The organism is Puribacter membranae, from assembly GCF_055380425.1.
Genome location: NZ_AP040167.1, coordinates 784,927 through 806,598, shown reverse-complemented (window position 1 = coordinate 806,598; position 21,672 = coordinate 784,927). Strand labels below are relative to the sequence as shown.

The 21,672-nt window shown below is 53.1% G+C and carries 22 protein-coding genes; 20 read left to right on the top strand and 2 right to left on the bottom strand.

The window, feature by feature from the left end:
- Window positions 1–132 precede the first annotated feature (132 nt).
- The 3 genes from zwf to ACZ41M_RS03945 all read left to right on the top strand — a co-directional run bounded on the left by zwf (window position 133) and on the right by ACZ41M_RS03945 (window position 2,998).
- Window positions 133–1,584, top strand: a complete 1,452-nt coding sequence (gene zwf / locus ACZ41M_RS03955) for a glucose-6-phosphate dehydrogenase (protein ID WP_464730215.1) — start codon at window positions 133–135, stop codon at window positions 1,582–1,584.
- A 9-nt stretch (window positions 1,585–1,593) separates the two neighbouring features.
- The gene (locus ACZ41M_RS03950) at window positions 1,594–2,412 is read left to right on the top strand and encodes an SIS domain-containing protein (RefSeq protein ID WP_464730216.1); all 819 of its coding nucleotides are present in this window, start codon (window positions 1,594–1,596) and stop codon (window positions 2,410–2,412) included.
- Between the two features lie 265 nt (window positions 2,413–2,677).
- Window positions 2,678–2,998, top strand: a complete 321-nt coding sequence (locus tag ACZ41M_RS03945; protein WP_125875134.1) for a hypothetical protein — start codon at window positions 2,678–2,680, stop codon at window positions 2,996–2,998.
- Window positions 2,999–3,550: 552 nt separating this feature from the next.
- Here ACZ41M_RS03945 and ACZ41M_RS03940 read toward each other — a convergent pair.
- Window positions 3,551–3,946, bottom strand: a complete 396-nt coding sequence (locus ACZ41M_RS03940; protein WP_464730217.1) for a DUF5522 domain-containing protein — start codon at window positions 3,944–3,946, stop codon at window positions 3,551–3,553.
- 33 nt (window positions 3,947–3,979) lie between these two features.
- On the opposite strand from ACZ41M_RS03940, the gene ACZ41M_RS03935 reads away from it, so the two are divergent.
- A complete protein-coding gene (locus ACZ41M_RS03935) occupies window positions 3,980–4,678 on the top strand; it encodes a Dph6-related ATP pyrophosphatase (RefSeq protein WP_464730218.1) in 699 nt (232 codons plus the stop codon).
- Window positions 4,678–5,808 carry a glycerate kinase gene (locus ACZ41M_RS03930; protein ID WP_464730219.1) on the top strand — a complete coding sequence of 377 codons (1,131 nt, stop codon included), beginning with the start codon at window positions 4,678–4,680 and terminating at the stop codon, window positions 5,806–5,808. Before ACZ41M_RS03935 ends, ACZ41M_RS03930 begins: the two co-directional genes overlap by 1 nt.
- Window positions 5,809–6,206: 398 nt before the next feature.
- Here ACZ41M_RS03930 and metK read toward each other — a convergent pair whose 3' ends face one another.
- Complete coding sequence (gene metK, locus ACZ41M_RS03925) at window positions 6,207–7,376, bottom strand: methionine adenosyltransferase (RefSeq protein ID WP_464732123.1); 1,170 nt, start codon at window positions 7,374–7,376, stop codon at window positions 6,207–6,209.
- Between the two features lie 316 nt (window positions 7,377–7,692).
- On the opposite strand from metK, the gene ACZ41M_RS03920 reads away from it, so the two are divergent.
- From ACZ41M_RS03920 to ACZ41M_RS03850, 15 genes are all read left to right on the top strand, one after another.
- Complete coding sequence (locus ACZ41M_RS03920) at window positions 7,693–8,559, top strand: lysophospholipid acyltransferase family protein (protein ID WP_464730220.1); 867 nt, start codon at window positions 7,693–7,695, stop codon at window positions 8,557–8,559.
- Window positions 8,556–9,485 (top strand): lysophospholipid acyltransferase family protein, encoded by a 930-nt coding sequence (locus ACZ41M_RS03915; RefSeq protein WP_464730221.1) that lies wholly within the window; start codon window positions 8,556–8,558, stop codon window positions 9,483–9,485. The genes ACZ41M_RS03920 and ACZ41M_RS03915 overlap by 4 nt, the downstream gene beginning before the upstream one ends.
- 10 nt (window positions 9,486–9,495) lie before the next feature.
- Complete coding sequence (dapF, locus tag ACZ41M_RS03910; protein WP_464730222.1) at window positions 9,496–10,356, top strand: diaminopimelate epimerase; 861 nt, start codon at window positions 9,496–9,498, stop codon at window positions 10,354–10,356.
- Window positions 10,357–10,418: 62 nt separating this feature from the next.
- Window positions 10,419–11,198 carry a DUF484 family protein gene (locus ACZ41M_RS03905; RefSeq protein ID WP_464730223.1) on the top strand — a complete coding sequence of 260 codons (780 nt, stop codon included), beginning with the start codon at window positions 10,419–10,421 and terminating at the stop codon, window positions 11,196–11,198.
- Between the two features lie 4 nt (window positions 11,199–11,202).
- Complete coding sequence (locus ACZ41M_RS03900; RefSeq protein WP_464730224.1) at window positions 11,203–12,192, top strand: tyrosine recombinase XerC; 990 nt, start codon at window positions 11,203–11,205, stop codon at window positions 12,190–12,192.
- Between the two features lie 54 nt (window positions 12,193–12,246).
- Complete coding sequence (locus ACZ41M_RS03895; protein ID WP_464730225.1) at window positions 12,247–12,516, top strand: HP0495 family protein; 270 nt, start codon at window positions 12,247–12,249, stop codon at window positions 12,514–12,516.
- A complete protein-coding gene (lipB, locus tag ACZ41M_RS03890; RefSeq protein ID WP_464730226.1) occupies window positions 12,516–13,202 on the top strand; it encodes a lipoyl(octanoyl) transferase LipB in 687 nt (228 codons plus the stop codon). The genes ACZ41M_RS03895 and lipB overlap by 1 nt, the downstream gene beginning before the upstream one ends.
- Before the next feature lie 33 nt (window positions 13,203–13,235).
- The gene (gene lipA, locus ACZ41M_RS03885) at window positions 13,236–14,201 is read left to right on the top strand and encodes a lipoyl synthase (RefSeq protein ID WP_464730227.1); all 966 of its coding nucleotides are present in this window, start codon (window positions 13,236–13,238) and stop codon (window positions 14,199–14,201) included.
- 60 nt (window positions 14,202–14,261) lie between these two features.
- Window positions 14,262–15,731, top strand: coding sequence for a metalloprotease TldD (tldD, locus tag ACZ41M_RS03880; RefSeq protein ID WP_464730228.1), 1,470 nt, complete (start codon window positions 14,262–14,264; stop codon window positions 15,729–15,731).
- Window positions 15,728–16,186, top strand: a complete 459-nt coding sequence (locus ACZ41M_RS03875) for a hypothetical protein (protein ID WP_464730229.1) — start codon at window positions 15,728–15,730, stop codon at window positions 16,184–16,186. The genes tldD and ACZ41M_RS03875 overlap by 4 nt, the downstream gene beginning before the upstream one ends.
- Window positions 16,183–16,587, top strand: a complete 405-nt coding sequence (locus ACZ41M_RS03870; protein ID WP_464730230.1) for a hypothetical protein — start codon at window positions 16,183–16,185, stop codon at window positions 16,585–16,587. Before ACZ41M_RS03875 ends, ACZ41M_RS03870 begins: the two co-directional genes overlap by 4 nt.
- A gap of 21 nt (window positions 16,588–16,608) precedes the next feature.
- A complete protein-coding gene (locus ACZ41M_RS03865) occupies window positions 16,609–17,748 on the top strand; it encodes a type IV pilus twitching motility protein PilT (RefSeq protein ID WP_464730231.1) in 1,140 nt (379 codons plus the stop codon).
- 45 nt (window positions 17,749–17,793) lie between these two features.
- Window positions 17,794–18,300, top strand: coding sequence for a glutathione peroxidase (locus ACZ41M_RS03860; RefSeq protein WP_464730232.1), 507 nt, complete (start codon window positions 17,794–17,796; stop codon window positions 18,298–18,300).
- Window positions 18,301–18,325: 25 nt separating this feature from the next.
- Complete coding sequence (locus ACZ41M_RS03855) at window positions 18,326–20,221, top strand: potassium transporter Kup (RefSeq protein WP_464730233.1); 1,896 nt, start codon at window positions 18,326–18,328, stop codon at window positions 20,219–20,221.
- Between the two features lie 125 nt (window positions 20,222–20,346).
- Complete coding sequence (locus ACZ41M_RS03850) at window positions 20,347–21,657, top strand: homoserine dehydrogenase (RefSeq protein ID WP_464730234.1); 1,311 nt, start codon at window positions 20,347–20,349, stop codon at window positions 21,655–21,657.
- The last annotated feature ends 15 nt before the right edge of the window (window positions 21,658–21,672 follow it).

The following is a 21,672-nucleotide window of genomic DNA, read 5'->3' as shown; positions in this document are numbered from 1 at the left end:
ATAATTGTAGTAAAACTAAAAAAATTAGTCAAAGATTATTTACTTTCCCTACATTTTACGGCAATATTTAAAAAAGTATTTTTAATGACTATTTAAAACGCTTTATTAAAGCATTCAAATTCAGAGGAAATTATGAAAATTCCTGCTTTTTCTTTAGTGATGTTCGGTGGTACAGGTGATTTGGCCATGCGCAAATTGCTACCGGCACTGTATCAGAGTTTCTTAGACGGCGCGTTTGCGCCCAATAGCCGTGTGATTTGTGCTGCACGGACCGTGTATACGCACGAGACCTACCGCGATTGGATGAACGAGGCGGTCAAGCCGAATGTCACAGACCGCTTTGACGAGCAACGTTGGCAAGAGTTCTTGCAATTGGTGCTCTATTTGCCGTTCAACGCGACCGAAGCGGGCGCTTTTGCCGAGCTGAAAAATATGCTCGATGCGCAGGATGCGGGCAATCAGCGCGTGTTCTATCTCGCGGTGGCGCCGTCGATTTTCGATGATATTTGTGCGGGATTGGCCGAGCAAGGGCTGAATCAAAACTCACGCATCGTGGTGGAAAAACCGCTGGGTCACGATTTGGCCTCGTGCCAAGAGATCAATGACATGTTCGCCTGCCATTTTTCCGAGCAGCAGATTTTCCGAATTGACCACTATTTGGGCAAAGAATCGGTACAAAACCTGATGGCGCTGCGCTTTGGCAACAGCTTTTTCGAGCCGATTTTGCGCCGCGACTACATTTCCAATGTGCAAATCACCATTTCCGAAGAATTGGGCGTGGAGCGTCGCGCCGAGTTCTACGATCAAACCGGCGCACTACGCGACATGGTGCAAAACCACTTACTGCAATTGCTTTGTTTCGTCGCCATGAATGCCCCCGCAACCATGGATGCGGACAATATTCGCGATGAAAAACTCGGCGTGCTGCGTGCGCTCAAACCGTGGACGACCGAAACGGTATTGGAAGACGTCGTGCGCGGCCAATACATCGCCGGCGTCTCGCACGGCAAAGAAGTACAAGGCTATCTACAAGAGCAGGGCGTACCAGCCAACAGCACCACCGAAACCTACGTCGCGCTCAAAACCGAGATCAACAACTGGCGCTTTGCCGGCGTGCCGTTTTACCTGCGCACCGGCAAACGTATGCCCAAACGCATGGCCGAGATCGTCATCGTATTCAAATCCGTACCGTATGAACTCATCGGCAAAATGCCCGCAGGCTCCAACCGCCTCGTGATCGAATTGCAGCCGGAGGAATCCATCCGCATGTACTGTCTGGCCAAACGTCCGGGCAACAGCATGAAGCTCGGCGTCGTGCATTTGGACATGGATGCGGACGACTTCTTCCCCGAGCGCCGCATGGACGGCTACGAACGACTACTGCTCGACGCACTGTCCGGCAACCTGTCCCTGTTCGTTCGCCGCGATGAGCAAGAGCAAGCATGGCGCTGGGTTGAACCCATCATGAATACTTGGATAGAACAGAACGTTGCGCCGAAACCCTACGCCTCCGGCACATGGGGGCCTCCGGCGGCCAATGCGCTGGTCGCGCGCGATGGTAACAACTGGCACGAAGAACTCTGATTCGGGATTATGAATCGTCCATACAGCAAACAAGGCAACAGCGAAGGCGTATGGCTGGCGCGCATACGCAACGCCCGCGCGCAACTGAGTAAATCCGAAGCGCGCGTCGCCGACTGGGCGCTGGCCGAGCCGGAGCAATTCGTCAACAGCCCGATTCAACACATCGCCCAATCCGCGCAGGTCAGCCAGCCCACCGTGATCCGATTCTGCCGCAGCATGGGCTGCGACGGGCTGCAAGACCTCAAAATCAAACTCTCCGGCTCACTGAGCGGCGAATCCGCCGTACAGTTTGAAGCCCTGAGTGCGGACGACAGCGTCGCCGACATCGCTAACAAAGTGCTGGGCAACACCGCCAGCGCGCTGCTCACACTGCGCCAAGAAGTGTGCGCACAAGCCATCGAGCAAGCCATGCAACGCTTACAAAGCGCACGCCGCGTGGACGTGTTTGGTCTCGGCAGCTCCGCACCCGTCGCCGACGACGCACAGTACAAACTCATCCGTTCGGGACTGAACGCCGCCGCGCGTACCGACGCCTACATGATGAACCTGTGCGCCTCGCGTCTGGGCGCGCAAGACATTGCATTTTTCATCTCGCGCTCCGGTGAAACCCCTGAGCTCATCGAAGCGGCGGAACTCGCCCAATCGCACGGCGCAACCATCATCAGCATGGCGCCGGCCAAAACCCCGCTCGCCAAAAAAACCGACACCCTCATTATCCTCAACACCGACGAACAACGCCAACACATCAAACCCGCCATGCTCACGCGGATTTTGCAATTGGCTTTGATTGATGTGCTGGCGGTGGGGTTGGCGATGGGGAATCCATAATTTTTTTGATTTGGTCGGGTAAGGGTTCGGTTTTTGATACAGAAAATGATGTAGAATCAAAAAAAATATGGATGATGTTTTTGTCTGTATTTAGGTTGTATAACGCACTGATATTGTTTTTTAGTTAATTGAATCAAACAGTTACTAGATAGTTCAGAATGTTATGCGTCTTTATTAAATTATGTTATGTGTCATATTGACGCATAAGTATAGTTAGCTTTCACTGAATCGAAGCCTAGCTTCTAGATAAACAAAGGATATTATTATGGCGAATAAAACTGAACTACCGAGCAACTGGGTCTGTGACGGAAAAGAACTCAAGCCAAAAAGTGGCGCCTCTTTTTCAAACACTTGGGTTTTTGATGGCAAGGAAATAAAACCAAAAACCGGTGCGTCCTTTTCAAACACTTGGATTTGGGATGGCAAAGAATTGAAGCCAAAAACAGGAGCATCTTTCTCAAATACATGGGTTATTGAAGGTCAAAAAGCAAAACCAAAAACCGGCGCTAACTCATCTAATACCTACGAAATAGGAAGATCGCCAATTTTAGTTGTTGCTGGTCAATTGGCTCTAAGGCTCTGGTAACTCGATGATTGAATTGCCAGTTCACACATTGATTGGCCGCGAAAATAGAGAAGGAGGACTTCTACTATGCGGCCTAAATCACGGCTATAGTAAAGAAGCGCGTAGCCTCGATGCTGTAGGTCGCCATGAGTGTAGCGAATCGCGACGCATGGTGTATTGAAAGTGCATGGGTATGATTAGCGGTTTCATCGCGTATTAGTGCGTATGACTGAGCTTGAGTTGAGAATGCTGCTCTCCGCCGCGCGGCGACTACTTTTTTGCTTGATCAAAAAAGTAGTCAAAAAAATCAAGTTCGCGGCCATGCACATCAATGAACGCTTGAATCAGGTCGGTTTGAAACTCGCGTTTGCACGCAAACGCTTAGACAGCAAACCGACCGTAAAAACGGCGCGTTCATTTGCCTGACAGCGACGAAGTGCACGAGCTACGTAAATACTGAAATTAAGCGTATAGCCAGTAACAAGTAGGGTGGGCAAATGGTATTTGCCCACTTTTTTTTGAAAATGGATGGCTTTTTGGTGTGCAAATAAAAAGAGATTTACACACCTACGGTTACTTCACATTCACATGCCCATACGGGCAATTTTTGCAGCCATTGCCGCAGCATTGGCCTTTTCTCAATAGATACCAACGGCTGAATACCCAACGGCCATTTTCTATGCTGTAGTCCAGTCCTTCGATCAGTGGTAGTTCGGCGCATGCGCTGGCTTGCGCGGGGGCTTTGCGGTGCACGGCGGCGGTGTCGATGTGTTGATTGATGTGCGCTTGGGTGAATTGTTTGAGGCATTCGGGGCAGAGGCATTGTGCTTCGTGGCCGTCCGCGCCGCGACAGCTGAGGATGGGTGGAAAGTCGCTGCACCAGCAGCGTCCGGTGGTGCAGCCGCCGCATTCAAATTCAGCGGCACAGCGTGGGCAGGTTTTGTTCATAATCGTTTTGATCGGTGTCATAATGTGTGCAAACAATAGGTAAGGATTATACGCGTGGGCGGTGATTTTTTGAGCATGGAACAGGACATTCAGGACATCCGATTTTTAACCAGTTGGAGCGGTGGCAAGGACAGCGCGCTGGCTTTTTGGCGGGCGCGTCAGTCGGGCGCGATACCGGTTGGGTTGCTGAATATGCTGGCGGAGAACGGCGAGCGTTCGCGCTCACACGGTTTGCCGGTGGCGGTGTTACGCGCGCAGGCGGCGGCTTTGGGTTTGCCGATGGCGTTTGGTCAGGCCGATTGGGCGAACTATGAATCGGCGTGGGTGAAGCAAACCCGAACATTGGCGCAGAATTTGAACGCATCGCACGTGGTGTTTGGCGATATTGATTTGCAGGCGCACCGCGATTGGGAGGAGCAGGTTTGCGTGCAGGTCGGTGTACAGGCGTGGTTACCGTTGTGGCAGGCATCGCGTATGGATTTGCTGAACGAGATGTTGCAACTGGGCATGCGCGCCTTGATCGTCTCGGCACGGGCGGATTGCGTCGATTTGCTCGGGGAAACCTTATCGCACGCGGTGATTCGCAGCTTGATCGAGCGTGGTGCGGATGCCTGCGGTGAAAACGGCGAGTATCACACTTGCGTGCTGGATATGCCGGGTTTTGCCGAGCCGCTGAATGTGCGTCTGGGTGAAAAAGAAATCTCGCCCGAGGGCTATGGGTTTTTGCGTGTGGATTTGGCTGGAGGTGAGTGATGAAAATCGTGATTGCGCCGGATTCGTTCAAAGAGAGTTTGGATGCTTTGGCGGTGGCGAAAGCCATTGAAGCAGGGTTCAAACGCGTGTTTCCGCACGCGCAGTACGATCTGATTCCGATGGCCGATGGTGGCGAGGGTACGGTGCAGTCGCTGGTGGATGCGACGCAAGGACGCATTGAGCGCGTGAGCGTCACGGGGCCGTTGGGCGAATGCGTGCGGGCTTTTTTCGGCGTATCGGGTGATGGCAAAACAGCGTTTATCGAAATGTCGGCGGCTTCAGGGCTGCATCTTGTACCTGTCGCGCAACGAAATCCATTGACCACGACCAGCTACGGCACAGGCGAATTGATCAAAGCTGCTTTGGATCAGGGCGCGAAACACATTATTTTGGGGTTGGGCGGTAGCGCGACCAATGATGCGGGTGCGGGGATGCTTCAGGCACTGGGCGTGCGGTTTTTGGATGCGCAGGGGCGTTCCGTTGCATGGGGCGGTGCGGCATTGGCCTCGCTGGTGCAGATGGATTTGAGCCAACTGGATGCGCGCTTGGCCGATATTCGCATTCAGGTTGCGTGTGATGTGGACAATCCGCTGTGTGGCGTACGTGGCGCAAGTGCGGTTTTTGGCCCGCAAAAGGGCGCGACGCCCGCGCAGGTGACGCAATTAGACGCGGCGCTGGCGCATTTTTCCTCGGTGGTGGTGCAACAGACGGGACGCGACATTGCGAATATCGCAGGTGCTGGCGCGGCGGGCGGCATGGGTGGCGGCTTGATGCTGTTGCCTCACGCGCAGCTGCAATCCGGCGTGCAGATTGTCGCCGAAGCGGTGCGCTTGGCCGAGCGCGTGCGCGATGCGGATTGGGTGATCACCGGTGAAGGGCGCATGGATGCGCAAAGCATACGGGGCAAAACGCCGATGGGCGTGGCCGCTGTTGCCAAACAATTCAATAAACCCGTGATTGCGATCGTCGGTAGTTTGGGCGATGATTATCGCTGTGTGTATGACCACGGCGTAGATGCGGTGTTTCCGATTATTCGGCAGTTAGTAAGTCGTGAAGAAATATTTTTGCATGCGCAAGAAAATTTAATTTCTGGTGCTGAAAATATTGCTCGTTTGTACCAGCTTCTCTGACGTGATATTCAATTTTTTCAACTTGCCGAGAACTTTTACTTAGACTGATATGATAAAAATAGCGCCATTGACAAAATCTCATGTACTCTTAATCACTCTTTATTCGCTGATTTTTCCTGTGACGAATCTGATTGGAGGCATCTCATCAAGCATAGGATTGTGGCTAAGTGCGCCTTTTGTGCTATTGGCATGGATGGGAGGCGTTGTATTTGCCTGGATTGCAGGTACTGAAAAGGCTTACTTGATAGGCGTGTTTATTTGTATTTTTATTCAGGTTTGGTTTTTTGTTCGAACTTTCTTATTAAAAAGATCTCGCAGTTAAAGCTGATGAGTGGATTGAATTTTAAAAAAGCCCGAATCATCATGATGCGGGCTTTTGTTAGTAGCTTGGCAAAGGCTTACTTCAAACCCGCCGCATCGCGCAGTAAGGCGGCTTTGTCGGTCGCTTCCCAAGTGAACTCAGGCTCTTCGCGGCCAAAGTGACCGTATGCTGCGGTTTTGAAGTAAATCGGGCGCAGCAAATCGAGCATTTTTACGATGCCTTTTGGACGCAGGTCAAAGTATTCGTTGACCAATTGGGTGATGCGTTCATCAGAAATTTTACCTGTACCGTAAGTGTTGATCATGACCGAGGTCGGACGCGCAACGCCGATGGCGTAGGATATTTGTACCAAGCATTTTTCCGCCAAGCCCGCTGCGACGATGTTTTTCGCCACATAGCGACCGGCATAGGCGGCTGAGCGATCGACTTTGGATGGGTCTTTGCCGGAGAATGCGCCACCGCCGTGCGGTGCGGCACCGCCGTAGGTATCAACAATGATTTTACGACCGGTCAGGCCGCAGTCGCCTTGCGGACCGCCGATGACGAAGCGTCCGGTCGGGTTGACCAGATATTTGATGTCGCCTTTGATTAGGTTGGCCGGAATGATGGGGCGGATGATTTCCTCAATCACGCCTTCGCGCACGGTTTCCAAGCTCACATCGGCGTGGTGCTGGGTGGATAAAACCACGGTGTCCACAGCGGTGGGAATACCGTTTTCGTAGCGGATGGTGACTTGTGATTTGGCGTCGGGGCGCAACCACGGCAGACGACCATCGCGGCGCAAGTCGGCTTGGCGCTCCACCAGTCGGTGGGCGAGGTAAATCGGCAGCGGCATGAGTTCCGGCGTTTCGTTACACGCGTAGCCGAACATCAACCCTTGGTCGCCCGCACCTTGATCGAGGTTGTCATCGTGCGCTGAGTCCACGCCTTGCGCGATGTCGGGCGATTGTTTGTCATAGGCGACCAGTACCGCGCAGCCTTTGAAGTCAATGCCGTAGTCGGTGTCGTCGTAGCCGATGTGTTTGAGTGTGTTGCGCGCGATGTCGATGTAGTCAATCACGGCGTTGGTGGTGATTTCACCCGCGAGTACGACCAAGCCGGTGTTACACAGGGTTTCGGCGGCGACGCGCGCGGTGGGATCTTGTTCCAAAATGGCGTCGAGAATCGCATCGGAAATTTGATCGGATACTTTGTCTGGATGGCCTTCGGAAACGGATTCGGAAGTGAAAAGGTAATTGCTGCCCAAATGGTTGCTCATGGTGTGACTTTCTATAAAAATAGTCGGGAAATTGAGCGAACGCTGGTAGAGAATGAAAATGTCTTTTCAGCGACGCTTTAACGGTGCGCAGAATCATGGGATTCGCGCTGTATTGCAGACTTAATTGCCCCGTAAGTTGTCGTTAAACCAGCAATTAAGTTGTAAAACGCTGATATTATAACGGCTTTACTGCTTTCTCGCAAACGCGTGGATCGGTTTTGCACTTTTTAGGTGCAGTCTGTCACGTTGTGAGGGATGCATCGGGTCTGTTTCTAAAGCCAAAAAGGATAAAAAGGTTGTTCGGATGATTCGTTTTTTGCTGTGGTTGATGTCTTTGTTGCCCTTGTCTTGGCTGTACGCCGTGGGTGCATGGGGCGGCCGCATGGTTTATCGTTTTGATCGAACCTATGCGCAGCGTCTGGCTGAAAATGCCGCGCAGGCGGGCTATGATGCGCCTGAATTTTGGCTGAAAAATGCCTCGGAATCGGGGCGAGGTGGCGCCGAATTGGCCTATCTGTGGTCGGATGAGGTGACGCAATTATTGCCGCAGATTAAGGTGAGCGGTTGGGAAGCGGTCGAGCAGCTACGTGCGCAAGGGCGCGGCATGGTGATGTTGACGCCACACATGGGTGCGTTTGAATTGCTGTCGCTGTGGATTGGGCAACGTGTGCCGTTCATGGCGATGTACCGCCAGCCAAAATTTGCCGAGGCGGAGGCCGTCATGCTCGCGGGACGCGAACGTCTGGGTGTGCAGATGGCGACGGCGGATCTGAAAGGCGTGCGTATGCTGCTGCGCCATTTGAAACAGGGTCATGTGGTGGGGCTGCTGCCCGATCAAGTGCCGAGCGGACAGGGTGAATTCGTCCTCGCCGACTGGTTCGGTCGTCCGGCGAAAACCATGACGCTGCCGGTGAAATTATTGCATCAGGCCAAAGCAGGCTTGGTGGTGATGTTTGCCAAACGCGTGGATGCGCCGCATCGGTTTGAACTGTATTTCGAGGTGGTGGATGTGCCGGATTCTGGCGATATAACGGCGGATGTGCAGACGATTAACGCGCACATGGAGCGTTTGATTCGCATGGCGCCCGAACAATATTTGTGGAATTACAATCGCTATAAAGGCGCGCCATTCGTGACGCCGTCTACGCCTGAGCATGGGGAGGCCGAATGAGCGAGCAGAATTTGAATGCGCCAAAGTACTGGGGTGCGCACATGGCTTCGTGGTTGCTCAAAAGTATGGCGCATTGGCCGGATGGGCTGAGGTATCAATTGGGCAAGGGGCTGGCTTTTTTAGCCACACGTTTTGCGAAAAGCCGTATGCACATCGCGCGCACCAATTTGCGCTTGTGTTTTCCCGAGTGGTCGGACGAGCAGGTTGAGCAGGTAGCGCAGCAGCAGATGCATTATTTTGCACAGGCGTTGATGGATCGCTCGTTGTTTTGGTTTGGCCGAAAAGAGGCGTTGTTCAGTCATATTCAGCCGCGTGACGAACATCATTTGCACGAGGCTTTGGCGCAAAATCGTCCGATCATTATGCTCGCGCCGCACTTTGTCGGGCTGGATGCGGGCGGTGTGCGTTTTAATGCTGAATATCCGGCGGTGAGTATGTATCAGCGCCAATCCAATCCGGTGTTTGACCAACTCATGCTGGAAGGGCGCAATCGTTCGGGTCAGGCGTATTTGTATTCGCGGCAAGATGGGGTGCGCAAATTGATCAAGTTATTGCGCGAAAATATCCCGCTGTATTATTTACCGGATATGGATTTTGGGCGCAAGGACGCGATTTTCTCACCATTTTTTGGGCAGCAGGCGGCGACTTTGACCGCATTGCCCAAACTGGCAAATTTAACCCAAGCGCTGATTGTGCCGTGCGTTACGCGAATTGATCCCGAGTCGATGAAGCAGGGCAAGACGCGCTACATCATGCAGTATTACCCTGCGTGGGACGGCTATCCCGACAGCGTTGGCGATGAGGCGCAGGCGGTGCGATTTATGAATGAGTTCATCGAGGCGCGTATCAGCGAGGATCCGGCGCAGTATTTGTGGATGCACAAACGATTTAAAACTCGTCCCGAAGGCATGGCGGGCGTTTACTGAGTAAAACATTATGGAATTGAAATTTAGCAAAATGCACGGCGCGGGCAATGACTTCATTGTCGTTGACGGCATTTCACAGGATGTGTCGGGCATTACGCCGCGCATGTGGCGCGATTTGGCCGATCGACATTTTGGTATCGGCGCGGATCAGATTTTACTGGTGGAAAAGTCCGATATGGCGGACGTGGATTTTAAATATACGATTTATAATCAGGACGGCTCATTGGTTGAAAACTGTGGCAATGGCGCGCGCTGCTTTGTCAAATTTGTGGTGGAAAAGGGTTTGACCGATCAACGCGAGGTCAGCGTGCATTTGTGCACCGGCCAAGTGATGCGTTTAAAACTCAACGATGACGATACCGTCACCGTGAATATGGGCGCGCCACGCGTTGCGCCGGAGGATTTACCTGCTTGGGTTCAAGGTTTGCCAACGCAAACGATGGGCGAGGATACGCTGTACGGCGTGGCGTTTGCCGGGCAGACGCACTGGCTGTCCTTGGTTTCCATGGGGAATCCGCACGCGGTGCAGGTGGTGGAGCACATTGACACCGCAGCGGTGCAGCACGAAGGCGCCTTTTTGGAAAGCCATCCGATGTTTCCGAAAAAGGTCAACGTCGGTTTCATGCAGGTGAATGATCGTCATGATGTACACATTCGCGTGTTCGAGCGTGGTGCAGGCGAGACGTTGGCTTGCGGTACGGGCATTTGCGCAGCGGTCGTGGCCGGTATTCGCCGTGGCCTGCTCGATTCGCCCGTGCATGTGACGGCGCGCGGTGGTGCTCTGAGCATCGCTTGGGCGGGCGCGGATGCGCCGGTCATGATGACAGGGCCTGCGGTGCTGGTGTTTGATGGCACGGTGAATGTTGCTTAGGTGTCATTCAAGCGCATCAATTTGAATTAAAATTTAATGATTATCAATAGGTTAGAGAACAAATGAGCAGCAGAGAATCAATCAAAACAATGACGATGGCGGATGAAATGGATGCATTGGACAGTGGCGTCGAGGCACTGGGTGGTGAATCGCCGATGTTGGCGAGCGAGGTGCTGGCGTATTTGCAATCGCACCCCGAATTTTTCAGCGACTACGCGGATTCTCTGGCGAAATTGTCCTTGCCCACGCAGAAAAATGGCAATGTGATTTCGATGGCAAACTGGCAGGCGCATGTGCTGCGCGACAAGGCCGATCAGCATCAGGCGCGTTTGGAGCAATTATTGGTGCAGGCCACGCACAATCAAAAAAATCACGACAAATTATTTTCGCTGGTGTCGAGCTGGTTGGCCGCAGTGACGGCAGAGGAATTGCCTGCACTGATCGCCGAGGATTTGCGCAGTCATTTTGCTTTGGATGCGGTACAGGTCATGGTCTGGGACGAGCGCACGCGCAGCATGTTTTACCCCGCGTCGCAAGGCTGGTCGGATAGTGTGGTGGTGTTTGCCAACAGCCTGCGTACGCCGTATTGCGGCTCGTGCAAGGGATTTGAAATCGAGGGTTTGCTGGCTAAACAAAGCCCCAGCGGCCAAGTCGCATCGCTCGCAATCGTGCCGCTGTGGGGTTTGCGCGCGGGGCGCTTTGAATGTTTGGGCGTATTGCTGTTCGGTGCGGACGACGCGCAACGCTTCACGCCTGACATGGGCACGCACTTTTTACAGAATATCGGTGTGATGGTCGGCTCGGCGCTCAGCCGCTTGCAACAGCCGGCGGTAGGCTCCTAAATTCATGAGCACGGTGGCCGAATCGCTCGCACGCACCTTGCCCGAATCCATGCAAAGCTACTTGCAATGGGTTGCGTTGCAAAAGCATTTGTCCACCAAAACCTGCGAAAACTATGCGCGCGATCTGCATCTGCTCATGCAGATGGCTCAAAAAAATCAATGGCACGAGGTTCATGCGCTCACGCCACATCATATTCGGCAGATGATCATGCAGCTGCACAGTCAAGCGCACAGTCCGAAAAGCATTGCGCGCTATCTGTCAAGCTGGCGCTCGTACTTTCGTTGGATGGTGCTTGAGCGCGGTCTGGCGCTCAATCCGGTGCAAGGTATTCGCGCACCCAAAGCCGCCAAATCCCTACCCAAAGCGCTATCGGTCGATGATGCGGTGCGCTTGGCGGGGACAAATACCGCCGCAGCGGGTTTGCAGGGCGTTAAACCTGAATTGCTGGCGCGTGATCATGCATTGATTGAACTATTGTATTCCTCTGGTTTGCGTGTGTCGGAAATCGTCGCGCTTGATATCGTGCCGCCGAATCAACATACGCCGAGCGAGCAGCAGGGCGACGGTTGGCTGGATTTAACCGAATTGCAGGTGCATGTGCTGGGTAAAGGCAGTAAACCGCGCATCGTGCCGGTGGGTACACCGGCGGCGCAGGCGGTGCGCAGTTGGCTGGATGTGCGCGCCACGGTCAAAGGTGCTGCGCGAACGCCCGCGCTGTTCATCGGACAAAACGGCACGCGCCTGACCACGCGCTCGGTGCAGTTGCGTCTGGGCAAATACGCGCAGGCGCTGGGTCTGCCCGTACATGTGCATCCGCACATGCTGCGCCACTCGTTTGCCACGCATATTTTGCAGTCCTCCGGCGATCTGCGTGCGGTGCAGGAAATGCTCGGCCACGCCAATCTTTCCGCCACTCAGATTTACACCGCTTTGGATTTTCAGCACTTGGCGAAAATTTACGATGCTGCGCACCCGCGAGCCAAGAAAAAATAGTACAAACCACGTACAATACGGCTTTATTGTTTCATTTTTATAGCCCTATCCGTCATGACCGAAGAAAAAACCACCTTACTTGAGTTTCCCTGCGATTTTCCACTGAAAATCATGGGTCAAAATGCCGCTGATTTCGCACAAAGCATTGCCGAATTGGTGCAGCAACACGCGCCTGATTTTGATCCGGCCCGCATTGAGATGCGTCCGTCGTCTTCGGGCAACTACATGGGATTAACCTGCACGATCAACGCAACCAGTCAGACGCAGTTGGATGATTTGTACCGCGCATTGACCGCGCATCCTATGGTCAAAGTGGTGTTGTAATGACGCAGGATGTGAGCCTTCCGCAGGTGCGCCACCAAGGTCGTGTGGACTACGAGCCGTGTTTTCGCGCGATGCAGGTGTTCACCGAGCAGCGCACGGCGGATACTATCGATGAGCTGTGGATTGTCGAGCATCCGCCGGTGTTTACGCTCGGGCAGGCGGGTTTGCCGTCGCATTTGTTGCACGCGAGCGCGATTCCGCTGGTGCAGACCGATCGCGGCGGACAAATTACGTATCATGGCCCGGGGCAGGTAGTGATTTATATGCTGTTTGACTTGAAACGTCGCGGCATGATGGTGAAAGAATGGGTGCGGCGCATTGAAGAAGCGATTATCCTAACCCTCGCCGAGTATGGTTTGCACACTGAGCGTCATGAAGGCGCGCCAGGTATCTACATCAGCGGCGTGGCCGGACAACAGCACGTCGGCGCGAAAATCGCCGCGCTGGGTCTGAAGGTGAAAAGCGGCTGTACCTATCATGGTTTGAGCCTGAATGTGGCGATGGATTTGCAACCATTCTTGGACATCAATCCGTGCGGCTACGCAGGTTTGGAAACCACCGACATGCGCAGTATGGGCGTGAAGGCCGGGTTTAAGGATGTGGCCGAACGTTTGAGCCAGCACCTGATCACACAATGGCAGGCGACGAGTTCCAATGGCTCGCCGAATGCTCCAGTCATTGATTGATATTGATTAAATCGTAATTCATTAGAGAAAACCATGACCGATTCCTTAGAGAAAAATACCGCATACGACCCGACCAAAAAGCAAAAAGCGTTTGATAAAGTATCGCGCATTCCGGTCAAGGTTGAGCACAGCGAAACCCTGAAAAAGCCCGAGTGGATTCGCGTGAAGGCGGCATCTTCGTCCACGCGCTTTGGCGAGATTAAAAAAATTCTGCGCGAACATGAATTGTTCACCGTATGCGAAGAGGCCTCGTGCCCGAATATCGGCGAGTGTTTTGGCAAAGGCACGGCGACGTTCATGATCATGGGGGACAAATGCACGCGTCGTTGTCCGTTTTGCGACGTGGGGCATGGCCGTCCTGATCCGTTGGACGTGAACGAGCCGCATAATTTGGCCAAAACCATTGCCGCGCTCAAGCTCAAATATGTCGTCATCACCTCGGTCGATCGCGACGATTTGCGCGATGGCGGGGCGCAGCATTTTGCAGACTGCATCAACCACACGCGCGAGCTATCACCCAATACTCAGATCGAAGTGCTCGTACCCGATTTTCGCGGACGTTTACAGATTGCGCTGGACATTTTCCAAACCGCTTTACCGGACGTGATGAACCACAATCTCGAAACCGTGCCGCGTTTGTACAAAGAGGCGCGCCCGGGCGCAGACTATCTACATTCATTGAAATTACTCAAAGATTTCAAAACCTTATATCCGAACACCACCACCAAAAGTGGCTTGATGGTCGGTTTGGGTGAAACCGACGAAGAGATTCTCGAAGTGATGCGCGATATGCGTGCGCATGACATTGATATGCTCACCATTGGTCAATACCTCGCGCCGTCGGGACACCACATCCCCGTGCGTCGCTATGTGCATCCCGATGTGTTTAAAATGTTTGAACAGAAGGCCTACGAAATGGGTTTTACCCATGCTGCGGTCGGTGCGATGGTGCGCTCATCCTATCACGCGGATGCGCAGGCGCATCAAGCTGGCGTTTAATATTTTACTTGAATAAATAATGATAACTATTTGTTTATCAATATAAATTGAGACAGATTTATGAGCTTACACCAAAGTAATTTGACGACGGCGCAAAGCATTTTGCTCACGCCGTATGGTTTGCAGATCGAGGATTTGAACCGCGTGTTTGCCGAGATTTCGGCGCATCGCGCGGACGATGCGGACATCTATTTTCAGTACACACGTTCCGAAGGCTGGAGTTTGGAAGAGGGTATTGTTAAGGCAGGCAGCTTTAATATTGACCAAGGCGTCGGCATTCGCACCGTGTTTGGCGACAAAACCGCATTTGCCTACTCGGACAATATTCATTTGCAGGCATTGCTGGATGCGGCACGCGTGACCCGCGACATAGCCCCGAGTCGTTCGGCGCGCGGAACCAAAGCCAAAACGACAAATTTGAGCCATGCGCTCAAACCGTATGCGCGCGATTTGTATCATGCGCAGGATCCGATCGCCAGTTTGGATTCTCAGCAAAAGGTTGCCTTGCTGGAAAAATTGGAGAAACTCGCGCGTGCGCAAGACCCGCGTGTGAGTCAAGTCATGGCCAATTTGAGCGCGGAATACGACGTGGTGCTGATCGCGCGTGCCGACGGCACGCTGGCGGCTGATGTGCGTCCGCTGGTGCGCATCAATTGCGCGGTGATCGTCGAGGCCAATGGCCGCCGTGAACAAGGCTCGATGGGCGGCGGCGCACGGCAGGATTTTTCCTACTTCACCGATGAGGTTTTGAGTCAGTATGCGCGGGAAGCGGTGCGGCAGGCTTTGGTGAATCTGGAGGCGAAACCCGCGCCGGCGGGCGTTTTGCCGGTGGTTTTGGGTGCGGGTTGGCCAGGGATTCTATTGCACGAGGCGATCGGTCATGGTTTGGAAGGCGATTTTAACCGCAAGGGTTCGAGCGCGTTTTCCGGCAAAATCGGCCAAAGGGTCGCAGCCAAAGGCGTGACCGTGGTGGACGATGGCACACTTGCTGGGCGTCGCGGTTCGCTCAATGTCGATGACGAGGGTTGTCCGACGGCGTGTACGACGCTGATTGAAGATGGTATTTTAAAAGGTTATTTGCAGGACGCGATGAACGCGCGCCTGATGAAAACCCGTCGCACAGGCAATGGACGCCGCGAATCCTACGCGCATTTGCCCATGCCACGCATGACGAACACCTATATGCTTGGCGGTCAACATGCGCCGGAGGAAATCATCGCTTCGGTCAAACACGGGATTTACGCGCCGAATTTCAGCGGCGGTCAGGTGGACATTACCAATGGCAAATTTGTATTTTCCACCTCTGAAGCGTATTTGATCGAAAACGGTAAAATCACCACGCCGATCAAGGGGGCGACACTGATTGGCAACGGGCCGGACGCCTTGACCAAAATCAAAATGATCGGCAACGACATGGCGCTCGATAGCGGCGTGGGTACCTGTGGTAAAGACGGCCAAAGCGTGCCGGTTGGCGTCGGTCAGCCGACTTTGCGCATTGATGGGCTGACCGTGGGCGGATCGCAGCTGTGAGCGCGGCCAAAGAGATCAAGGCGCATGGCGACGCGCTGTTGTTCGAGCCAGCATTTGAACATAGGGCGCAGCGACGTATTCGATGGGCGTGGCTGGCGTTGCTGATTTCAGGCGTGGTCTTGCTGTGGTGGTCGGAGTTTTCCCGCTGGGGGCTGGCCGTGGAGTTTTGGGTCAGTCGTCAGTTTTACCAAGCGGGCGTTGGTTTTCCTCTGCGCGATTCGGCGCAATTTGACTTCTGGTGGCATATTTTTCCGAAGCGGATGATGTTTTTATTGCCGCTGTGGGCACTGTTGCAAATTATTTATGGTTTTGTTTTGCGCCATCAAAACCGCTTGGCGGGGATTCGTCGGGATGAGTGGTTGCGCTGGTGCGCGATTTTTTTCATCGGTTTGCTCACGCCGGTAGTGCTCAGTGCTTTAAAAAATGGACGAATCAGGCGTGTCCGTGGAGTTTGAGCGATTTTGGCGGTACCTTGCCGTATGTGCATTTGCTCGATCCGCGCCCGTGGGCGGCACGCACTCAGGCGTGCTGGCCGGCAGGCCATGCGGCGGTTGGTTTGTCCATGCTGGTGGTGAGCTTCGTGGGCGGTTGGCCGCGCGCGTTATGGCGTGATGAGGTGACTTTAGCGGCGCCGCGCAGCCCGTGGCTTTCAGCGGGGGCATTTGCGGCGTATGCGGTTGTGCTGTCCATGGTGTTGGGCTTTTCACAGGTCATGCGTGGCGCACACTTTATTTCTCATCAAATCTGGTCACTGTGGATTGTTTTGGTGTTTAATATGCTGTTTGTGCAGTTGGGTGTGATTAAAACGCGCTGGTGGCGTTCAGATCGCAGATCTCATGAAACGAATGGATCATAACGAAACGCTATTGGGTGCAATATGTCTTCGACTTTGCGTCATACACAGTCTCATACGCTGATTAAACAGTTAATTGAACAGATCATCGCCGAGGGTGTCGCCACCGGTGCGAGTGATGTTCATCTTTCGCCCAATCATCCGCCGATTTTTCGGATAGCGGGGCAGTTGCGTACTCTGAAGGAGTGTTCGTCGCCGGTCTCCGCCGAGCAGATTGCCGAATTGGTTCAGCAGTTGGCGTCATCTCAAACCAGTTCGGATGATGTCGCACAAGCCACATCCTCCACGCCAGCCATCGAAACCAAGCAACAGCCCGCGCAAAACCAGCAAATGCATTTCACTTTGGATGAACCGACTCTGCGCACACGCGTGCGTGTGACGGCTTACTCGACGACGCAGGGGCAGACTTTGGCCTTGCGTTTGCTTTCGCAGAGCGCTCCCGTACCGGAAACCATCATGATGCCCGAGTTTTTGCGGCAGATATCGCCTTTTTCCAGTGGTTTGGTGTTGGTTACGGGGCCGACCGGTAGCGGCAAATCCACCACTTTGGCAAGCTGGATCGCACAATGCAGCAAGCAATTTGCCAGCCACATCATCACGATTGAAGACCCGATTGAATATGTGTTTGCGCATGGCAAGGGACTGGTGCACCAATGTGAGCTGAGTTCGCATTTTGGCGGCTACCACGATGCTTTGACCGATATTTTGCGGCGCGATCCCGATGTTTTGATGCTGGGCGAGTTGCGCGATTTGGCCAGTGTGGAATTGGCTTTGCGCGCGGCAGAGACGGGGCATTTGGTCTTGGGTACTTTGCACAGTGCGAATGCGGTGGACGCGGTGTCGCGTATGGTGGATATTTTTCCGGCGCAAAGCCGAAGTTTCATCCGGCACATGCTTTCCGCGGTGTTGTTGGGTGTGGTGTCGCAGCGTTTGGTGCCATCGAGTCATGCGAAGGCAAAGCAAGGACGCATCGCCAATTATGAGGTTTTAACCACAACCACAGCAGTGAAACATTTGATTAGCGAACAAAAAGAAGTACAATTACAGGCCGTCATGCAAACAGGCGCGGCGAGCAAGATGTTTACATTTGAACAGCATCGTCAGGGTTTGATCGAAAATGGCTGGATCAGCCCTTATCCCGATGCCAACCAAAGGATTTATTGACGGCATGGCATTCATGTCAAAGCGTGTCGATACAGATAGCTTCTTATGAGCCAACAGATTTTTTCAGACTTTACCGTCAAAGACCATCAGGGACAAGCGGTTTCGCTCAAATCCTATGAAGGTTGCGTGGTATTGGCGGTCAATACCGCCAGTGCCTGTGGCTTTACGCCGCAATACGCCGAGCTACAGGCTTTACACGAGCGCTATCATGCACGTGGTTTGCGTGTCATTGCCTTTCCGTGCAATCAATTTCTCAAGCAAGAATCCGGCTCAAACGAGGAGATTCAAACCTTTTGCGAGCGTTTTTCGGTGACTTTCCCCGTGATGGACAAAATTGAGGTCAATGGCGCTCAGGCCGACTCGCTGTGGCAATGGATGAAAGCCCGCGCGCCGGGGATTTTAGGCAGCACCGCCATCAAATGGAATTTCACTAAATTTTTAATCGCCCGCGATGGTAAAAGCGTCGAGCGTTTTGCGCCAAAAACCCCGCCATTGCAACTGAGCGACCGTATTGAGGCCTTACTGGCCCAGTCACCTGACTTATCCAATTAACCTTGATTCGCATTCGAGAATAAATATGAACACAGCACATACTTCCGATCATCATTTGCCCGGCAAGCAGGCCTTACACGCTTTGGCCTTGGCTGCTTTGGGCATCGTATTCGGTGACATCGGTACCAGTCCTTTGTACTCCATGAAAGAGAGTTTGGGGGAGCATTATCAACTGGCGCATGATTTGCCGACCATCATGGGGATTTTGTCCTTATTGGTGTGGTCGCTGGTGTTGGTTGTCTCGATCAAATATGTCACTTTTATCATGCGCGCGGATAACAACGGCGAGGGCGGCATTTTGGCCTTGATGGCCTTGACTTTGCGCGGCAAAGAGGGCAATGCTAAGTATCGTTGGGTGCTGATTGTCGGTATGCTGGGCGCATCGATGTTCTATGGAGACTCGGTGATTACGCCAGCGGTGTCGATTTTGTCGGCGGTTGAAGGTTTAAATGTCGTTTCGCCAGGCTTGGAAGAGTTCGTCTTGCCCATTGCTGTTGTGATCATTGTCGTTTTGTTTGCGATGCAAAAGCATGGTACTTCCCTGATTGGTAAGTTTTTTGGACCGATCTGCGTGATGTGGTTCCTCTGCTTGGCATTTTTTGGGATATTGCAAATTATCCAGCATCCGCAAATTTTTAAAGCTTTGAGTCCTTATTATGCGATTCAATTTTTTATCGCCAACCAAGGTAAAGCGTTCTTGGTCATGGGTTCGGTATTCTTGGCTGTAACGGGTGGTGAGGCGCTGTATACGGATATGGGGCATTTTGGCCGAAAACCCATTGTATTGGCATGGTATGGCTTGGTGTTGCCGTCTTTGTTAATCAATTATTTTGGCCAGGGTGCATATCTGCTGGGCAATCCTGACGGCGCAGCCAATCCGTTTTTCATGATGCTGCCGCAGTGGGCGCTGATGCCGATGGTGTTGATGGCGACCGCAGCGACCATTATTGCCTCGCAATCGGTGATTTCGGGTGCGTTCTCACTGACCAGCGCGGCGATTCAACTGGGCTACTGCCCACGTCTGAAAATCGTGCATACCAATGCGAGCGAGCGCGGCCAAATTTATGTGCCGTTTGTGAACTGGATATTGTGTGGTTTGGTTTTATTTGCGGTACTGTTCTTTAAAACCTCGAGTAATCTGGCCGCGGCCTACGGTATTGCAGTAACCACCACCATGTTGATTGACGATGTGCTGTTACTGGTGGTGATGCTGACCATTTGGAAATGGTCTAAACCGGTGGCGTTTTCTTTGTTTGCTGCGCTGCTCTTTTTGGATGCGTCGTTCTGGATTGCCAACTTGGCGAAATTCCTCGACGGCGGTTGGTTCCCAGCCTTGTTGGGCTTGACCGTGTTTACATTGCTGATGACTTGGAAACGTGGCAAAACCTTGGTTCACCAACGTACCGATGGTGTTAATCTGCCGTTGGAGCCGTTTATCCAAAGTCTTTTGGCATATCCGCCGCAACGGGTTGAGGGAACAGCGGTATTTATGAACTCTGAATTGTCGATGGTTCCGAACTCGCTGCTGCATAACTTGAAACACAACCGCGTGTTGCATGAGCGCGTGGTGTTTCTCAGTCTGCGCACCGAGGATATTCCGTTTGTCGCGGAGGATGAAAAACTGGACATCAAGGAAATTGGCAAAGATATCTATGTGGTTCATGGCTTTTACGGCTTTAAAGAGGAGCCAACCTTGGATGACATCATGGCGCGCTGTGCCAAACACGGCCTGAAAATGGAGATCATGGATACCTCATTCTTCATCAACCGCGAAACCGTGATTCCGAGCAATTTGCCGGGCATGGCCTTGTGGCGTGAAAAATTGTTTGCCCTGATGATGCGCAATTCCGTTCGCGTGACCGATCACTTCAAGATTCCGGCCAATCGTGTAGTGGAAATGGGCACACAGATTGAAATTTAACCCGGCAGGGCGGGTAACAGTAGAGTAAATATCGGGAATCGTTTACAATACCCGAGCTCAAAACATGCATGACTCATGTCGTGCATGTTTTCTTGTATCAAGATTGATGGAAAAGAAACCGTATTATGAAACCGATTAAAATTGGCATTGCAGGCATGGGCACCGTGGCATCCGGTGTGGTTAAAGTTTTGGAACGCAATCAGGCAGAAATCACCCGTCGCGCGGGGCGCGGCATCGAGGTGGCGGTGGTGTGCGAGCGCACGCCCGGTCGCGCAGCACATTTGGAAGAGCGTGGCGTAGAAGTCATCAACGATCTGTCCCAACTGGCCTCGCATCCCGATGTAGACATCGTGGTGGAACTGATCGGCGGCTACGAGCCGGCGCGTAGTTTCGTGCTGGAAGCAATCGCCAATGGTAAACACGTCGTGACGGCGAACAAAGCCTTGCTCGCCGAGCACGGCAACGAAATTTTCCAAGCCGCGCAGGACAAAGGCGTCACTGTCGCATTCGAAGCGGCCGTTGCCGGCGGTATTCCGGTGATCAAAGCCTTGCGCGAAGGCTTGTCAGCCAATCGCATTGAATGGATCGCCGGCATCATCAACGGCACCACCAATTTCATCCTCACGCAAATGCGTGAAAAAGGCTGGACTTTTGCCGACGCGCTTAAGGTGGCGCAAGAGTTGGGCTACGCCGAAGCCGACCCGACGTTTGACGTTGAAGGCGTGGACGCGGCACACAAAATCACGCTGATGAGCTCATTGGCATTTGGTGTGCCGATCAATTTCAAAGCCGCGTCGATCGAAGGCATCAGCAAATTGGCTGCCAGCGACATCAGCTACGCTGAAAAATTCGGCTACCGCATCAAACTGCTCGGCGTGACCAAGCGTACGCCTGAAGGCATCGAGTTGCGCGTGCATCCGACTCTGATTCCCGAGCACCAATTGATCGCCAATGTCAACGGCGTGATGAACGCAGTGATGATCAAAGGCGACGCGGTCGGTTCGACTTTGTACTACGGCGCAGGCGCCGGTTCCGAGCCGACCGGCTCGTCCGTTGTGGCCGATTTGATTGACGTGACCCGTTTGCATACCGCAGATCCGGAGCACCGCGTGCCGCATTTGGCGTTCCAACCCAATGCTTTGGAAAACATTCCGATTCTGCCGCTGTCTGCGGTACAGACCCGCTACTACCTGCGTTTGACCGTGAAAGACCAAAAAGGCGTACTCGCCGATGTAACCCGCATTTTGGCCGATCTCAATATCTCCGTGGATGCCATGTTGCAAACCGAAGTGGACGATGCACGCAAAGAGGCGCAAATCGTGGTCATGACGCATATCTGCAAAGAGGCCGATGTGGATGCTGCTTGCCAGCAAATCATGGCTCTGGCCAGCGTCACGGGCGATGTGGTCAAACTGCGCGTGGAAGAATTGAACTAATCAATTGAGCTAACA

Coding starts and splice junctions, on each gene's coding strand:
- ACZ41M_RS03940 (WP_464730217.1), bottom strand. CDS start 3,946: ATGACACCGATCAAAACGATTATGAACAAAACCTGCCCACGCTGTGCC.
- zwf (WP_464730215.1), top strand. CDS start 133: ATGAAAATTCCTGCTTTTTCTTTAGTGATGTTCGGTGGTACAGGTGAT.
- ACZ41M_RS03865 (WP_464730231.1), top strand. CDS start 16,609: ATGTCTTCGACTTTGCGTCATACACAGTCTCATACGCTGATTAAACAG.
- ACZ41M_RS03950 (WP_464730216.1), top strand. CDS start 1,594: ATGAATCGTCCATACAGCAAACAAGGCAACAGCGAAGGCGTATGGCTG.
- ACZ41M_RS03930 (WP_464730219.1), top strand. CDS start 4,678: ATGAAAATCGTGATTGCGCCGGATTCGTTCAAAGAGAGTTTGGATGCT.
- dapF (WP_464730222.1), top strand. CDS start 9,496: ATGGAATTGAAATTTAGCAAAATGCACGGCGCGGGCAATGACTTCATT.
- ACZ41M_RS03945 (WP_125875134.1), top strand. CDS start 2,678: ATGGCGAATAAAACTGAACTACCGAGCAACTGGGTCTGTGACGGAAAA.
- lipB (WP_464730226.1), top strand. CDS start 12,516: ATGACGCAGGATGTGAGCCTTCCGCAGGTGCGCCACCAAGGTCGTGTG.
- ACZ41M_RS03915 (WP_464730221.1), top strand. CDS start 8,556: ATGAGCGAGCAGAATTTGAATGCGCCAAAGTACTGGGGTGCGCACATG.
- ACZ41M_RS03920 (WP_464730220.1), top strand. CDS start 7,693: ATGATTCGTTTTTTGCTGTGGTTGATGTCTTTGTTGCCCTTGTCTTGG.
- ACZ41M_RS03900 (WP_464730224.1), top strand. CDS start 11,203: ATGAGCACGGTGGCCGAATCGCTCGCACGCACCTTGCCCGAATCCATG.
- tldD (WP_464730228.1), top strand. CDS start 14,262: ATGAGCTTACACCAAAGTAATTTGACGACGGCGCAAAGCATTTTGCTC.
- ACZ41M_RS03860 (WP_464730232.1), top strand. CDS start 17,794: ATGAGCCAACAGATTTTTTCAGACTTTACCGTCAAAGACCATCAGGGA.
- lipA (WP_464730227.1), top strand. CDS start 13,236: ATGACCGATTCCTTAGAGAAAAATACCGCATACGACCCGACCAAAAAG.
- ACZ41M_RS03895 (WP_464730225.1), top strand. CDS start 12,247: ATGACCGAAGAAAAAACCACCTTACTTGAGTTTCCCTGCGATTTTCCA.
- ACZ41M_RS03905 (WP_464730223.1), top strand. CDS start 10,419: ATGAGCAGCAGAGAATCAATCAAAACAATGACGATGGCGGATGAAATG.
- ACZ41M_RS03855 (WP_464730233.1), top strand. CDS start 18,326: ATGAACACAGCACATACTTCCGATCATCATTTGCCCGGCAAGCAGGCC.
- ACZ41M_RS03850 (WP_464730234.1), top strand. CDS start 20,347: ATGAAACCGATTAAAATTGGCATTGCAGGCATGGGCACCGTGGCATCC.